The following is a 15,359-nucleotide window of genomic DNA, read 5'->3' on the forward strand; positions in this document are numbered from 1 at the left end:
TTGCTCTACCTCCCTATCGTTATTGTACTTTGTTCTCTTCGTCAATCCCTTTGCGTAATGCATTCCAGGCCAGAGTGGCACATTTGATGCGTGCAGGGAACTTGTTCACACCGGATAGGGCTTCGAGATCTTCATAATCGTCGAAATCGACTTCTTCACCTTTCATCAGTGAGGAAAAACGGTTAGCGATATCGAGTGCCTGCTCCATCGTTTTGCCTTTGACAGCCTCTGTCATCATCGATGCAGAGGACATGCTGATGGAGCAGCCTTCACCCGTATATTTGGCTTCCTGAACGATTCCGTCTTTCAGCAAAATTTGCAGTGAAATCCGGTCGCCGCACGTTGGATTGTTCAAATTCACCGTGACAGCGTCATTATCAAATGTTCCGCGGTTACGCGGGTTTTTGTAGTGGTCCATTATAACACGTCTGTACAGATCATCAAGTTGCATCGCCAAAATACTCCTTTGTCTGGATTAAGGCGCTGACAAGCCGATCTACATCTTGTTCGTTATTGTATAGATAGAAGCTGGCACGAGCTGTTGAGCTAACTTCAAGCCAACGCATTAGCGGTTGACAGCAATGGTGTCCGGCACGAATGGCTACGCCACTCGCATCCAGCACAGTTGCCACATCATGCGGATGAACATCCCCCAGATTAAAGGTAACAACACCCACATGCCGCTTGGCTGGGCCATAGATGGTTAACCCATCGATCTCGGCCAGTCGTTCTGTTGCATAAGCTGCCAGCACACTCTCATGATGTGCGATCTCATCCATACCAATCTGCTCCAGAAAATCAATGGCAGCTCCCAACCCTACCGCACCTGCGATAATCGGGGTTCCACCTTCGAACTTCCAGGGAAGCTCTTTCCAGTTGGATTCGTACAGACCCACATCATCAATCATTTCACCACCGAACTCAATGGGTTCCATGGACTCCAGCAGCGCCTTTTTGCCGTAGAGTGCACCGATTCCGGTTGGTCCGCACATTTTATGACCGGATAATGCATAGAAATCACAGTCCAGATCCTGAACGTCCACCTTCATGTGAGGTGTGCTTTGTGCGCCATCAACAACGATGACAGCACCATTGCGGTGTGCAATTTCAGCAATTTGTTTCACAGGATGGATCAGACCCATAACATTGGATACATAAGCGATTGCTACAATTTTAGTATTGTTCGTAATCGTCTTCTCGACATCAGCCAATTCAATATGACCGTCAGGCTGAAGCGGGATGTATTTCAATGTTGCACCTGTCTCCTTGGCAACTTGCTGCCAAGGAATCAGGTTACTATGGTGCTCCATTTGCGTGATAACAATTTCATCGCCTTCTTTGCAATTGGCGCGGGCATATGATGAAGCCACCAGATTCAGGGCTGTCGTTGTCCCGCGGGTAAAGATAATCTCCTGTGTACGGGAGGCATTGATAAACTTGGCTACCTTCTCACGTGCGCCTTCGTAGGCGTCAGTTGCACGGCTTCCAAGGGTATGAACACCGCGGTGTACGTTGGAGTTCTCATACTCATAATAATGTTTGACTGCTTCAATCACAGCACGAGGCTTCTGTGAAGTTGCAGCACTATCTAAATATACGAGCGGGTGTCCGTTAATTTCCTGGTGGAGGATCGGGAACTGCTCGCGAATGGACGGGTTCATTGTCCCAGCTTCTTCTCAATCAGGGACTGCAATTGGGTGCGCAGTGCTTCCAGAGGAATATCCGCCACCACCGGAGCCAGGAAGCCATAGATGATCAGGCGTTCGGCATCCGTACGGTTAATTCCGCGCGACATCAAGTAATGAATCTGCTCGGCATTGACTTGACCAACAGAAGCCGCGTGACCTGCTGTTACATCATCTTCATCAATAAGGAGGATCGGGTTCGCATCTCCACGTGCTTTAGGGCTCAGCATCAACACTTTCTCTGTCTGCTGTCCATCAGCTTTGGTAGCGCCTTTCTCAATCTTCGTGATGCCGTTGATAATTGCAGAAGCTTCTTCACGCATAACTGCACGTGTAATCATCTGGCTTGGCGTATTCTTGCCGAAGTGACGAGCTTCTGTGGTGTAGTTGATTTTCTGCGAACCGGAACCTACAGCGATGACTTTGGAATCAGAACTTGATCCATTGCCTTTCAGCACGGTCATCGTGTTGCTCGCTGTGTCGCCATCGTTCATTTCGCCTACAATCCACTCGATGGAAGCATCATTCTCCAACACTGCACGACGGAATGAAACATCGGTTACATTCACACTCAGTTGATGAACCGATGCGAAACGTACTTTAGCACCGGATTTTGCGAATACTTCCACAACACCATTATGGAAAACAGGTGCGGACAATTCGCCAGATACATAGTTATCAACATAAGTTACTGAACTGTTTGCTTCTGCAACTACAAGCACGTGAGGTGCAAACGTTGCAGATGCGTCATCCGTAAGCAACACTGCTTGCAGTGGTACTTCGATTTCGACATTTTTCGGAACATACAGGAAGACCCCGCCATTCCAAAGTGCCGCATGCAATGCAGCGAGGGAATGCTCATCCGCTTTCACCGCTGTGTTCAGATATTGTTTTACCAGATCGCCATGTTCGCGAACCGCTGTAGCCAGATCCGTGAAGATAACTCCTTTTGCTGCCAGATCAGCAGACACCTTGGAGTATACCGTACCGGAATTGCGCTGGATAACCAGACTACCTTCAGCTTGATCCTGAACCAGATCTTTGATAGAAGCAGGTACTTCTGTCAAAGAAGAAATGGCTTCACTTGTTTTATATGTTCCGTACTCGCTGACATTCCAGCGTTCGATTTTTTGTTTTTCCAGTTTAGGAAGCGCAAGCCCGCTCGCAAGCTTTAAAGCTTCGAGCCGCTGTTCGGTCAACCAGCCGGGTTCATTGTTGCTTTCCGACAAGGCGCGAAGCGCTTCAGATTCAACCGGAAGAATTGTTTGTGTAGTCATTAATTAATCCTCCTCCGTTTTGTCTTTACGCTTCTTGGCCTACAGTTTCGTCTGTAATTCCCAGCTCTGCCTTTACCCAGTCATACCCTTCCGCTTCCAGACGGTGAGCCAATTCAGGTCCGCCGGATTTCACGATACGACCTTGCATCATTACGTGAACATAGTCAGGTGTAATGTAGTTCAACAGACGTTGGTAGTGAGTGATGATCAGGAAGCCACGATCATCGCTCTTCATAGCGTTCACACCGTCAGCCACGATTTTCAAAGCATCGATGTCCAGACCAGAGTCAATTTCATCAAGTACTACGATTTTCGGATCAAGCAGCATCATTTGCAGAATCTCGTTACGTTTTTTCTCACCACCGGAGAAACCTTCATTCAGGTAACGGTGAGCGAACTCAGGGTTCATGTCGAGTTCTTTCATTTTACCTTCCATTTGACGAATGAACTTGATCAGGGAGATCTCGTTACCTTCGCCACGACGTGCGTTAATTGCACTACGCAAGAAGTCGGAGTTCGTAACACCTGCAATTTCACTTGGGTATTGCATAGCCAGGAAAAGACCTGCACGTGCGCGCTCATCTACAGCCATGTCCAATACATCTTCACCATCAAGTGTAATTGTACCGTCTGTTACTTCATATTTAGGGTGGCCCATCAGTGCAGAAGCCAGAGTGGATTTACCTGTTCCGTTTGGTCCCATGATTGCGTGGATTTCTCCACCTTTCATTTCCAGGTTGATGCCTTTCAGGATTTCCTTACCTTCGATCGTCGCTTTCAGACCTTCAATGACGAAATTCGTAGCCATGTGTATTGTTTCCCTCCATTGATTAAATTGATGTTGTTGTCGAAAAAGAAAAAGCGCCTATTATATCTGAACAGGGCTTCCCCTGAATTTCTCCTGTACTTGAATCTTTCAAAGCAAGAACACTTTAGAATAATTCTAAACTGATTCTCAATGATAATCAAGTCATTTCCTAAGAACGTTTGTCCCATGCAGGAAACATTATTCTTTCTGATTCTATATTAAAAGACAAATTGAATCAAATTAGAAAACATCTTACTCACAAATGTACAGTGAGAAAAATCACAGCAATTCAAGCTTTTATGTCATCTGCTGTACACTAATCTAAAAAAAGGACTTATCCATATCATGGACAAGTCCCTCCGTTAAATAACGTTACTATTTACAATTTGAGCATCTCGTTAATCTTCTGTACCTGTTCGTCAAAATCCGCAACGTCCACCACCGGCGTCATTTCGCGCGGCATCGGACCATTCGGAATAGAAATCCATGAACGGCAACCGTTATATTCAGGCAGTACGGGGATTTCCATCGGTTCTTTCAAAAGGTACACACGTAAAATCAATACATGGAGCGGATCTTTGCGTTTCCATTTCAAACGATCTTCAGCAAAATCCGCTGTCCACATATGAAAGTCAAGAAGTCGATCCAGCATCTCCTGATCTCGTATCTCCAGATCCTGCGTTACTTCGGCATATGCAGTAATACGGATTGTCGAAGCTTCGGGCACCCATTCGGCCAGTGATTCTTCAACATAGGATTGATCCGAGGACTTAATCAGTTCTTTACGCTGATGTTCATAAGTCGGATACAGGTAAAACGCCGGACTTTTCAGCTCAAAATGTCGGGTTTCCTCTACGATTCCACCTTTGCGCATCACCATAATTTGGCGACCCGTTTCCAGTGCTTTGATTGCAGAAGCCCATTCTTTTAAAGCCGGTATCGTTGGTTCTAACATAAGCGGTTCCCTCCCCTATCGTTCTTGTCAGCAGTATAGACGCTCAGGGCGTTTCTGACAACAAAGATCCGAGCTCAGAAAGCTTACGTAAGAGACCCACTTGTATTAGGCAAAATCTTGGCTATATTAACCCAGGAAAGAACGAAGCATCCACATGTGTTTCTCCAGGTCCGCCTTGAAGCCTGTGAGCATATCGGATGTCGGTTGATCCTCAGCTGCATCTGCAACATCGATACCTTCCTGATATTCATTCGAAAGTGTAGCGAAGTCCTCGATCAGGTTTTGCACCATTGTTTTTGCGTCTTCTCCGCCTGCTGCTTCCTGGATAGAGGAAAGCTCCAAATACTCTTTCATTGTAGCCGCCGGGCTACCTTTCAGCGTAAGGATACGCTCTGCGATTTCATCCATTTGTACTGTAACTTCGTTGTAGAACTCTTCGAATTTCACATGCAACGTGAAGAAGTTGGGTCCTTTAACGTACCAGTGGTAGTTATGGATTTTAACATACAATACGTTCAGGTTAGCTACCTGACGATTAAGTACTTGTTCCACCGATTTTGCTTGATCTGTTTTGTTTTTTGTAGCCATATTAATCCCATCCTTTATTTAAAATTAGTCTGTCATGCCGTTATAAGCAGGTTGTCCCGCAATGCATAACAGAGAGTTAACAATGTGTCACCGCTTGGTAGCGGAGAGGCTTATGAACAGTGTTTCTCTCAACTGTCCGGCCTATTTGTTTTTACCCTTGAACAGGAAGTTCGAATCAGGATCAACTTGACTTGTCTCAAAAAAAAGTTCAAAAACCGCGTTATTTCCGATATACTGACATATACCAAGCAAAGAAGTGGGTTTTCCTGTTTCTTCATATATATGGAGGTGGCACCTTTGTCCCAATATCGCCCGTTTACCCCCCAGGATGCAATTGAACTGGCCAAAACATTACCGGGTCCATTTGCGGCAGATGCGAATCTGGATTGTCACGAGATCGGCGATGGCAATCTGAATTTGGTATTCCACATCACGGATCAGAACTCCGATAAAAGTATCATTATCAAACAGGCGCTTCCTTATGCGAAAGTGGTTGGAGAATCATGGCCACTCTCTCTGGTACGTGCCCGCATTGAACGTGAGATTCTGCAGGAAGAGTATCGTCTGTGTCCAGGGATGGTACCCGAAGTGTATCATTACGATGATGACCTCGCGTTAACGGTTATGGAAGATCTAAGTGATCATGTGATCATGCGCAAAGGCCTGATCGAAGGTGTTACCTATCCTCTTTTTGCACAGCATATTGGGGAATTCATGGCAAGAACGCTGTTCTTCACATCAGACTTGGGCATGGATCAGCAATTGAAGAAGGAACAACAGGGCAGATTCATTAATCCGGACCAATGCAAAATAACGGAGGATCTGATCTTTGATGAACCCTACCGGATCGCTGAGAAAAATAATTATGACGCTTCCATTGAAGATGAAGCTGCAGCGCTTCGTTCCGATGGAGAGCTTCACCTTGAAGTGGCCTTGCTGCGGGAAAAATTCCTGACACATGGGCAGGCACTGCTTCATGGAGATCTGCATACAGGAAGTATTTTTGTTACACCTGAATCAACCAAAGTCATCGATCCCGAATTTGCATATTACGGCCCCATGGGATTCGATGTTGGTGCAGTCCTCGCGAACCTGCTCTTGAATTACGCATCCCTGCCAGGATGGATTCAAGATGAGACTGCTTTGCGTGAGCGTGAAACGCTTTTGCTGAATATGGTTCGTGATGTATGGACTGAATTCGAATCTCGTTTCCGTGCCCTCTGGGTTAATGACCTCGTTGATCCGATGGCAAAAACGTCGGGGTATCAGGATCTATATGTGCAACAATTGTTCAGAGATTCGATCGGCTTTGCAGGTGCCAAAATGGTTCGTCGTATCGTGGGACTCGCTCACGTGGCGGATATTGATACCATTCCAAATGCGACTGAACGTGAACATGCTCAGCGTAAAGCATTGTCCATTGGTAAAGCATTGATCAAGAACAACCGTCGCTTGAATACCATCGGCGAAGTACTGGATATTGTATCCACAGCTGTTACTACTACTAAGGCTTAACATAAGGAACGGAGGAACCACCCATGACAACCCCTGATTATCAGCCTCTGTCCTCTCTCATCTGGAAAAAGGACAAGCTTGAAATGCTTGACCAGCGTCTGCTGCCCGAAACGATCCTCATGTTGAAACTGTATACACCCGAGGAAGTATGGGAATCCATCCACTCCATGAAAGTACGCGGTGCTCCGGCGATTGGTATTGCTGCTGCATTTGGTGTTGTATTGGGTGCCAAATCATATGACGGAACAACCGTTCAAGGTTGGTTGGATCACGTAAAATCCATATGTGCTCATCTGGCTACTTCCCGACCAACAGCGGTGAACTTGTTCTGGGCACTGGATCGCATGATGCAAAGAGCAAATGAGGTCGTTGAATCCGGCTTGAACCTGGATGAGGGCAATGATGCTCTTGAAGTAGAAGCTCTGTTGATTCAGAAGGAAGATGAAGAAGTATGCCGCATGATCGGCGAGAATGCACTGCCTTTGTTCGAAGATGGTATGGGTGTACTCACTCACTGTAATGCAGGCGGACTGGCTACTGCGAAATATGGTACGGCTACTGCTCCAATGTATCTCGCACAGGAACGTGGCATTCACCTGAAAGTATTTGCAGACGAGACTCGTCCCGTACTTCAAGGTGCACGCCTGACTGCATTTGAGTTACAGCAAGCCGGCATTGACGTTACGCTGCTCTGTGATAACATGGCAGGCATGGTGATGTCCAAAGGCTGGATTCAAGCCGTTATCGTCGGAACAGATCGTGTTGCTGCCAATGGTGACGTAGCTAACAAAATCGGAACATACAGCGTGGCTGTACTTGCCAAAGCTCACAATATTCCGTTCTATGTAGCGAGCCCATTGTCGACTATCGACTTGTCCACTCCATCCGGCGACCTGATTCCAATTGAGGAACGTGCTGCGGAGGAAGTAACTGAAGGATTTGGCAAACGTACAGCACCGCAAGGTGTTAAAGTATACAATCCAGCATTTGACGTAACGCCTAACGAATATGTAACAGCTATTATCACGGAAAAAGGCGTTGTTCGCGCACCTTTCCAAGAAAATCTGGCTGCCTTGTTCGCGAAGGAAGAAGCTTAATTTAATAAGAGTATTCAAGAAGAGTATTCAAGAAGAGAGTGTCGTGTATAGAGCTAGTGGCTACTGATGTGCCAGCCTCTGCATTACGACGCTAAAGAAGGGCTTCCCATACGGGGAGCCCTTCTTTAGCTTGATTAGATCATTTTCAACAAAGCCTCTACACCTGTCATGCCAACCGTAATGCCCATGGCCTCGGCCTCTGTTGTCACCGACTCCATAGGTGCATGCAACAATTGCTCCAGTGTACGCACACCAACCGCCCGAGCTGCAATAATTTTGCGATCCCCGAGCTTCTCATTAAGTAATCCCACGTCGAGTGCTCCGCACATGATATATCCTTTGGATGTGTTAATGGTCAACAACGTTGTTTTGGGCAGCTTGACTTCTACCCCTACCAATACATGCTCTCCAACTACAATGGGCTCCATCGTCACCATAATTTCCCGATCCACCTCCTCTTCCACAGGTCACGATAATTGTATGCCTCATTCTGGATTGTCGTGTGGACACCTGCCGTGTTTGAGAAAATGTAGGTACTTACAGTTCAAATATATTGTTGGTAATTCTCTTCGCAGATTTAGATAGTAGAACTATGCTTCATTGAAATATAAAAAGACCCTCACCTAAGGTGAGCCAAAGTGGGTCTACTTTAAAACGTATGCTCATCATTCTTTAATCGCCTTATCTCCGTTAACTCTCTTTTAATTCCCAGTACACGTCTATGAAGTACATTGCGGTCTATTGATTCAGCTACCGACTTTTTGAACTGGACATCCAATTCACTTAATTGCTCCTGAGCTAGTTTCTTTTTATGTAATGGTTTAACTTGGACTTTTGTAATTTCAGGCTTGATAGGCTTCAATCTTTTCTGCTTCATAATCTGTTCAAATACACTGTCCTCTTGACGCATGGTCTTCATTCCTTAATATGTGATGAACACATTGTATCATAATGAGAAGATGACTGTTACACAATAAAGTACAGATGCTTAGAGTTGGGCAAAGCTTAAACGCAAAAAAAAGAGGGCCAACGCCCTCTTTGATGATGTACTCATTTTATAAAATGTAAAAATAAGCTTGATTCCCTAGACTCTTCACAATTATTGTGGTCACTAAATCACTGGCATCCCGTTTACGGATACTTGTGATCGAATCTAACTCTTCATTCGCAATAACTCTTGGTAAGACATACGCGGCCAGATCAGGCTTGGAAATTGTCACTTCAGTAGCCATATCGACAATCTGTCTCACATCTACTGTAGACTGCATATCCTTCCACTCTCGCACCTGAAGATAGCCATCCAAGTATTCTCTTTCCTTGATACTAATGTGGCTATCCAAAACATCCATATACTTGACTTCAATGCTGGAAAATACATCAGGTCTGGAGATATATAATTGCCCAGGCTGTTCTTCCAGATAAGGAATCTCGAGACTGCCTGCCCTCTCATCATGATCTAATGCTCTGACTTGAAGAATACTATTCAGATCAGGCTTATTAACCATAATCTCCGAAATCACAGTAGAATCATCGTCGTACATAACCGTAAGCAAAGACCCCAACGTTGAAGTTGTTTTTATATAATCGGAGACTTCTAATGAAGCATGAAGATCAGGTATGGACACAATTAAACTCGTATCCCGTCCATCATCGAACAACTGTGATATCGTTAACGTACTGACCAGAGACATTTGTCTATCTACCGTAATAACTGAAGGCAAGTCAGGATGAGACACTGTGATTTCTACAGTTTTTTCGTCGTCCAGACCTGTTCTAACGGCAAGATTACCGTCTGTATCCTTAGTTGTTCGTATAGCAGTAATGAACTGCGAATGAAGCTCGGGTTTAGAAACAGCAACCCATGTTTCCTTCTCTTCTGTCCTACTTTCAGCAATAGAAATGTTCGAATCCAGTTCCGCATCTATACGTTTAGCTATTATCAGATCTACACCCAGGTCCGGACGACTGACCGCGATTAATTGAGGTATATCATGATGCATGTGATCCTCATAGCGGTGGACGTACAACTGAGATTTGAGCCAATCCAGCCCAATATCACTGTGCACAACTAACGTTGAAGCAATATCCTTGCGACCTGCACCATAAATAAAAACTTCACTTTCAATTTCGGTTCGACCGATGGAATAGATCTGAGAAGTGATATATTTGATCTGCAAAACAGGTGGTTTGGAAGACTCACGAGTGTTGAAATAAATCGGCGTGTTACCGCTAGACTGAATAATCATTCCAACATTTGAAAGAATACCTTCTCTCCACATTTGAAGTAATACCATCATATCAAACTCAACATAACGTTCAGTTTTATTAATGATATAACTGGACGATAAGAGCTGAATGGACTGAGGTCTGTTCGCATACGTAATCCCGTACTCACGCCACAATGTATCAGGCTGATGCAGCTCAATGTGTGCTCCAGATGCCAGGGTTCCTGTGTAATATAACCTCAATTTAGCTTCTTCCAAATGTAACAAATCGGGTATTCTGGTATCCAAATCACCGAAATGTATAAACGATTCGAATTGCTCCATCTCGTCTCTACCGATCATCATACGCTGTGTATCACCAAAGTTGATCGTCTGCAAGTGAGTTTGACTTCGCGTGGTTGCATCAGCAACAGGCTTAAGATTAACAGTTACACGCGGTGCTTCAAGTAATTCATATTTGCCGTGTGCACGGTTATGTGGCCGAACGTACAACATGCCTTCAAGATCAACTTTGGATGCCGCTTGAATGGTTGCGCTCAGATCTCCTTGCGCCTTGTACATTACATATAGCGAATTGCTCAATTCCTGTGACCGTCTGACACGTACGGATACACTGGATACAATCTCGGACACTTTTCTTGTAGCAGCTATTAGAGTCGAAGACAGGTCGTCATCCACTTGATTGTACAGGATATACTTTGCTGCAAAACGATTTTCCGGACTTTTAATATGTATAAAACTATCTAATAGAGTCTCCCCGTTATTAATTTCACTCACTTCCTGTCTCATTGTATTGAGAGCTATACACGGTCTGCTGTGACCTTCATTTCAAAATTACCATTAGGATTCGGCTTGGCATGAATATCTGTTGCAATACGAATATAAAAATCGATGCTATCCTCCGGTTGAATCAGACCATAGGTCAGATAATCGATCGGAAGAAACGGGTCGGCCTGTCTGGATAATTGGACGTCAACACCGTCCGTTTCGAATTTCTTATCCATCTCCAGGTATACATGATCCACAGCATATCCAAGCAAGTTTTTGATTCTGACTTTCTTCGTTAACGTCGTCTGTCCGGCGATGATCACACCATAATCAAGTTGTTTCAAAATACCACCAAAGGTATCTGACAGAAAGTCTCCCGACTCGTCCATGAACATTAATCCTGAATACGATCCGATAAACTCGATTTCCCTAGAGTCTATGGCACCCCAATAGTCCTGAAATTCAACCTTCAAGGTATTCTCAACGCCAAAATTAACATCTCTCTCGTCAATATTGAGTTCAATATTGAATGGTGAAGCTGCTAGTCGCGTAAAATTGCCATCCGCCGGATAATACGTTTTACCGTTCAACAACACGCGGTACTTCACCTTGCCTTGGTCTGCATCATCAAGCACACCTGTAAGTTTGTTACCAGAGAAGGTTAGGTCGATTGTGGCAGTGGTGTTTAACAATTGCAGTGACATATCTCTAAACTCCACCGCATTACGCGGTGCATCAACGATCATCTTCACTTCGTCCAGCGAATAGCTGTTTTCATAATGCTTACTGCTATCGAAGTAATAAGCGATTCGTGTTAAATCTATTAGATCCTTTTCAGGGATCGCGTTGAGTGTGTCCAGATTCATTCCTTTTCTTTTGAATAAGGTTGTATCCTGGATATCCATATTGAACCACTTGTTGAAACGGTACGTTTTCCATGTCAGCCCCGAGTCGAACGAAGCAGCCATTCTTAATATACCTTCCGGACTGTTCTCCGTTACTTTCGTAGCGACAACCTTTCTAACGTCTCCATATAACGCTATGTCTGTTGGTTGCACAATTAATTGCTCAAACGGTAGCGCGTTATACGTTAGCATCATGTCCCGATTACCTGCAATTACGTCTTCATCATTCGTCCACGTAACCACGTCAAAATCTCCCTCAAGTTCATCCAATGGGGAGTAGTTAGCCGTGATATTTAGTTCCGCTGACGTTTTGGATGGATCGTCTGTGTAGTATAGAACATCCACACTGTCACCCAACTCGTCGTAGAGGGTAAACGGTTCGGTTTCGATTGTAATCGTTGATTCGGTTTGGTTGGGGTCATCGGTGTATTCAATGATTTTGATCTCTTTGTCTTCCCATTCTTCCGCTAGGGTGAAGGGTTCGGTTTCAATGTTGAAGGATGCTTCTGTTTTGGTTGGGTCGTCGGTGTAGTAACATAGTTCTACTTCACCTTGAAGTTGTGACCATGCGAATTCAGGTATGATGGAGATGTCGTCCATTCCATAGTTTAAATAGTCCTGCTCGGTGGGTGAACCTGAAATCACTTGCCATTGTCCGCTTGCGTAATACTTGTAGGTTGAGCTATTTTGCACTAAATACTTATTGTCATAGACCCAATCCATAAATTCAATCTCATGGATATTGATTACTTCAGAGGTGTTATTTCTTGTTACCCGTACTCTATAGTTGAGATAGGCTTTAGTGGGAGCGATATTGAAAGTGACTTTTCTATTGTTTGTCCATGATGCGACTACATAATCATTTCTTGTGTCAATTAGATCCCATGTAACTGCATCATTACTTGCTTCCAGAACCCAAGATCGAGGTGGCGAGTTGTTTTCCAAGCAATATATCGAGTACCCTGCCAATTTTATAGAGGTTGGAAACCTGTAAGAAACCCATGTATTAGTGACACGATAGGTTCCGTAGAACGTACCTTGACTTCTATCAAAGGCTTTATAAGCGTGATATGCACCATTTTGACCGTTGTAGCTTACTACCCCTGAAGGTGAAGTATACGATGTCATAGGTGGTACGATATTCACAAGCTTTGCCATAATCCCATCTCCTTTCTAAATGTAAATTAAACAATTTCATTTTACTGATTTAAATGATTGATGCTTTTTTGATTGGTATTTTGTTAGTGTCAATTTTTTGTTTGAAGACTTTCCCTGAACCAATTTTTTCACTATCTTTAACCAATGACCTTCTTTCGCTGAATTCATCCTCCAAATCAATAATCATTCCTTTGCTCATCCCATGTTCTAGAATACTTACTTCCGAACATTCCACGGAAGTTATGTACCTTTCGGATTCATACATGCCAAAATCACCAATCGCCAAGAAGTCTCCAGCGCCTTGGTTGGCAGTAACATTAATTCTATATTTCTTGAACCCAACTTTATTCTTAAACCCGTAGAGACGGAACTCTTCTACAGTAAAGTTAGGCTCATTTATTCTGGTGTCAAGGATAATCCATTTCGTTCCTTCCCATCCCTCAAATGTCCAGGTTTTTGGAGGTCTGTTGACTGGGGTTGTTCCAGACTTAATAGAATATGCAGTTATTAATTTGGCCTGAGGAAACTCATAGCTTAACCATCCCAGCAAAATTCCACTAGCGGCAACCCATCCATTTGGATCAACAATTCTATCAAATGCTCTCCATGGATAAAATGTTGTGTAAGTCGAACTTGCATCAACAACACCTGATGGAGTAGTGTTAGATGTCATTGCAGGAATAACATTATCTTTGTATTTATTTGTAATGCTATAGTGATTGTCTTCTGATGAAATCAAGAACTTATTAATGTATATACCTATACGAGTCTCAATTTCTTTTGTTTGACTTATAGATGTAAATATAATTTTACCAACAGAGGTATAGTTAGTTTCATTATCACTTGAATGAAAGACTTCAATATTTGTTGCACCGCCATTATTTGAATAAGATTTGGCAACAATTTTTTTTATACCATTTTCTTCATATGGAAATTTAAGTATAATAACACCTTTATTACTTGGAGTGTCATAAGGTACATAGCCATCACTAGGAACAAACCACTTTGCTGTGTCTGTAGCTGTAGCCCTATTGATATAATTGTGAGAAACTAAATTGGAGTTATTCATTAAAATCAAATTGTTATTATTGTCAAAAAATTGTACTAGATCAAAAGTTTCATAAGTTAGACTTCCACCTAGTGATCCCGTAACTTCTAGCTTGATGTAAATCGCCAATTCAAGCATCTCCTTTCAAAATAAAATAGAACACACCATATAGATGTGTTCTTCATAAAATTAGTCAAGCATAATCTTATCTACTCGGCGTTTTGACATATCAACTGTGTGTTTCAAGGTTTTACCTGTACCTAAAGTAATACCATTTGATTCAATAGACATAACTCCGTTGAACAGGTCAAAATCAACTGATAAATCCATACCGTATTTAATGAAAGTTTGTTCTGATTTATTAGAGATGATAGCCAATTTACATGAATTAATATAATTATACATTCCAAAACCTCTGATAGATAAAAGAGTGCTTCCATTGTTATCTATCACGTTTACCCTATATTGAGTGAAATAATTTTTATTATTAATTGCAAATTCTCTTTTCACTCCAGATTGCCATCCAACCTGATTAGTTTGACTGTCTAAAACAACCCATGATATTCCATCATTAGAACCTTCAAATGTCCATGATTTTGGTGCTTGAGTTAAATCTGCGCTGTTAGCTAGTAGAGTATATTTTGCAATAGCTAAAGGATTTGAAAACTCATATGCCAGCCAGCCAGTTTTTGATGTTGATGCCCAAGGATATTGGTCATCTAATCTGTCAAATGCCTTCCAAACACTGTAATTAGAACTGTAGATACTACTTGCTCTTGCAACACCCGATGGAGTAGTGTTGGAAGTCATGATTGGAATCAAATTATTTGAGATCCTTTTTATTAACGAATATGTTTTATTACCAGACGAAAGTAAGATTTTATCATGAGTAATATTAAAACTAATGGATTGAATAGTAGTACCTTGAGTGAAAACTCCTGACGTTAATGTAGTCCACAAAGAACCATTTAGGCTTCCTTCGACTCTGTAGTTTTTTATGCCATATACTCCAGATGAGAGAGAATCGCTCTGATAATTCAAAGCTGATATTTGGACGAGATCACCAAAATCAACTTGAATCCATTGGTCTGTTTTGGAGCCGTTGGCAGAAAACCATCCTGTATTATTTGCATTAAATACGTTGTCGAACGCTTTAGGTGCTAGGTGACTTGCATCGTAAGTAGATGATGCTGTAAATGCTGATGAGTTTAAAGAGTTCGTTGCATCGACACTTTCTCCCGATTTAAACATCTCTATTTCTGATACTCCAATAGATCCTCCACCATAATTGTCTATCGCAAATAATCTATAGTATCTATACTTCGCCACA

14 protein-coding genes are annotated in these 15,359 nt (G+C 43.1%); 2 read left to right on the plus strand and 12 right to left on the minus strand.

What is annotated here, in order from left to right; all coding sequences use genetic code 11:
- Positions 1-19: 19 nt before the first annotated feature.
- From sufU to AC6CIF_RS03170, 6 genes are all read right to left on the minus strand, one after another.
- Positions 20-451 (minus strand): Fe-S cluster assembly sulfur transfer protein SufU, encoded by a 432-nt coding sequence (sufU, locus tag AC6CIF_RS03145; protein WP_017689537.1) that lies wholly within the window; start codon positions 449-451, stop codon positions 20-22.
- Positions 441-1,661 carry a cysteine desulfurase gene (locus AC6CIF_RS03150; RefSeq protein ID WP_498197838.1) on the minus strand — a complete coding sequence of 407 codons (1,221 nt, stop codon included), beginning with the start codon at positions 1,659-1,661 and terminating at the stop codon, positions 441-443. Before AC6CIF_RS03150 ends, sufU begins: the two co-directional genes overlap by 11 nt.
- Positions 1,658-2,962, minus strand: a complete 1,305-nt coding sequence (gene sufD / locus AC6CIF_RS03155) for a Fe-S cluster assembly protein SufD (protein WP_498197839.1) — start codon at positions 2,960-2,962, stop codon at positions 1,658-1,660. The genes AC6CIF_RS03150 and sufD overlap by 4 nt, the downstream gene beginning before the upstream one ends.
- Before the next feature lie 25 nt (positions 2,963-2,987).
- Entirely contained in the window at positions 2,988-3,770 is a 783-nt protein-coding gene (sufC, locus tag AC6CIF_RS03160) for a Fe-S cluster assembly ATPase SufC (RefSeq protein WP_076209131.1), read from the minus strand.
- 379 nt (positions 3,771-4,149) lie between these two features.
- Positions 4,150-4,725 carry a DUF1802 family protein gene (locus tag AC6CIF_RS03165; RefSeq protein ID WP_498197841.1) on the minus strand — a complete coding sequence of 192 codons (576 nt, stop codon included), beginning with the start codon at positions 4,723-4,725 and terminating at the stop codon, positions 4,150-4,152.
- Between the two features lie 126 nt (positions 4,726-4,851).
- Positions 4,852-5,313: a Dps family protein gene (locus AC6CIF_RS03170; RefSeq protein ID WP_076209133.1), complete on the minus strand. Its 462-nt coding sequence runs from the start codon at positions 5,311-5,313 to the stop codon at positions 4,852-4,854.
- Positions 5,314-5,610: 297 nt separating this feature from the next.
- Here AC6CIF_RS03170 and mtnK point away from each other — a divergent pair, with 297 nt between their 5' ends.
- Together mtnK and mtnA are read left to right on the plus strand one after the other, a co-directional pair.
- The gene (gene mtnK, locus AC6CIF_RS03175; protein WP_498197842.1) at positions 5,611-6,828 is read left to right on the plus strand and encodes an S-methyl-5-thioribose kinase; all 1,218 of its coding nucleotides are present in this window, start codon (positions 5,611-5,613) and stop codon (positions 6,826-6,828) included.
- A 23-nt stretch (positions 6,829-6,851) separates the two neighbouring features.
- Positions 6,852-7,925, plus strand: coding sequence for an S-methyl-5-thioribose-1-phosphate isomerase (mtnA, locus tag AC6CIF_RS03180; RefSeq protein WP_498197843.1), 1,074 nt, complete (start codon positions 6,852-6,854; stop codon positions 7,923-7,925).
- Positions 7,926-8,059: 134 nt separating this feature from the next.
- Here mtnA and AC6CIF_RS03185 read toward each other — a convergent pair whose 3' ends face one another.
- The 6 genes from AC6CIF_RS03185 to AC6CIF_RS03210 form a co-directional block, all read right to left on the minus strand.
- Positions 8,060-8,362 (minus strand): YunC family protein, encoded by a 303-nt coding sequence (locus AC6CIF_RS03185; RefSeq protein WP_017689545.1) that lies wholly within the window; start codon positions 8,360-8,362, stop codon positions 8,060-8,062.
- A 212-nt stretch (positions 8,363-8,574) separates the two neighbouring features.
- Positions 8,575-8,835, minus strand: a complete 261-nt coding sequence (locus AC6CIF_RS03190) for a hypothetical protein (RefSeq protein WP_498197844.1) — start codon at positions 8,833-8,835, stop codon at positions 8,575-8,577.
- Between the two features lie 145 nt (positions 8,836-8,980).
- Entirely contained in the window at positions 8,981-10,927 is a 1,947-nt protein-coding gene (locus AC6CIF_RS03195) for a CBM96 family carbohydrate-binding protein (protein WP_498197845.1), read from the minus strand.
- Positions 10,928-10,950: 23 nt separating this feature from the next.
- Positions 10,951-12,546, minus strand: coding sequence for a hypothetical protein (locus AC6CIF_RS03200; RefSeq protein WP_498197847.1), 1,596 nt, complete (start codon positions 12,544-12,546; stop codon positions 10,951-10,953).
- Positions 12,547-13,030: 484 nt separating this feature from the next.
- On the minus strand, positions 13,031-14,158 hold the full coding sequence (locus AC6CIF_RS03205) for a hypothetical protein (protein ID WP_498197848.1): 1,128 nt from the start codon (positions 14,156-14,158) through the stop codon (positions 13,031-13,033).
- 60 nt (positions 14,159-14,218) lie between these two features.
- A complete protein-coding gene (locus AC6CIF_RS03210; RefSeq protein ID WP_498197850.1) occupies positions 14,219-15,358 on the minus strand; it encodes a discoidin domain-containing protein in 1,140 nt (379 codons plus the stop codon).
- Position 15,359 lies beyond the last annotated feature (1 nt).

The organism is Paenibacillus sp. GQ49 (genome assembly GCF_059759055.1).

Coding starts and splice junctions, on each gene's coding strand:
- sufU (WP_017689537.1), bottom strand. CDS start 451: ATGCAACTTGATGATCTGTACAGACGTGTTATAATGGACCACTACAAA.
- AC6CIF_RS03150 (WP_498197838.1), bottom strand. CDS start 1,661: ATGAACCCGTCCATTCGCGAGCAGTTCCCGATCCTCCACCAGGAAATT.
- sufD (WP_498197839.1), bottom strand. CDS start 2,962: ATGACTACACAAACAATTCTTCCGGTTGAATCTGAAGCGCTTCGCGCC.
- sufC (WP_076209131.1), bottom strand. CDS start 3,770: ATGGCTACGAATTTCGTCATTGAAGGTCTGAAAGCGACGATCGAAGGT.
- AC6CIF_RS03165 (WP_498197841.1), bottom strand. CDS start 4,725: ATGTTAGAACCAACGATACCGGCTTTAAAAGAATGGGCTTCTGCAATC.
- AC6CIF_RS03170 (WP_076209133.1), bottom strand. CDS start 5,313: ATGGCTACAAAAAACAAAACAGATCAAGCAAAATCGGTGGAACAAGTA.
- mtnA (WP_498197843.1), top strand. CDS start 6,852: ATGACAACCCCTGATTATCAGCCTCTGTCCTCTCTCATCTGGAAAAAG.
- AC6CIF_RS03185 (WP_017689545.1), bottom strand. CDS start 8,362: ATGGTGACGATGGAGCCCATTGTAGTTGGAGAGCATGTATTGGTAGGG.
- AC6CIF_RS03190 (WP_498197844.1), bottom strand. CDS start 8,835: ATGCGTCAAGAGGACAGTGTATTTGAACAGATTATGAAGCAGAAAAGA.
- AC6CIF_RS03200 (WP_498197847.1), bottom strand. CDS start 12,546: ATGGATTGGGTCTATGACAATAAGTATTTAGTGCAAAATAGCTCAACC.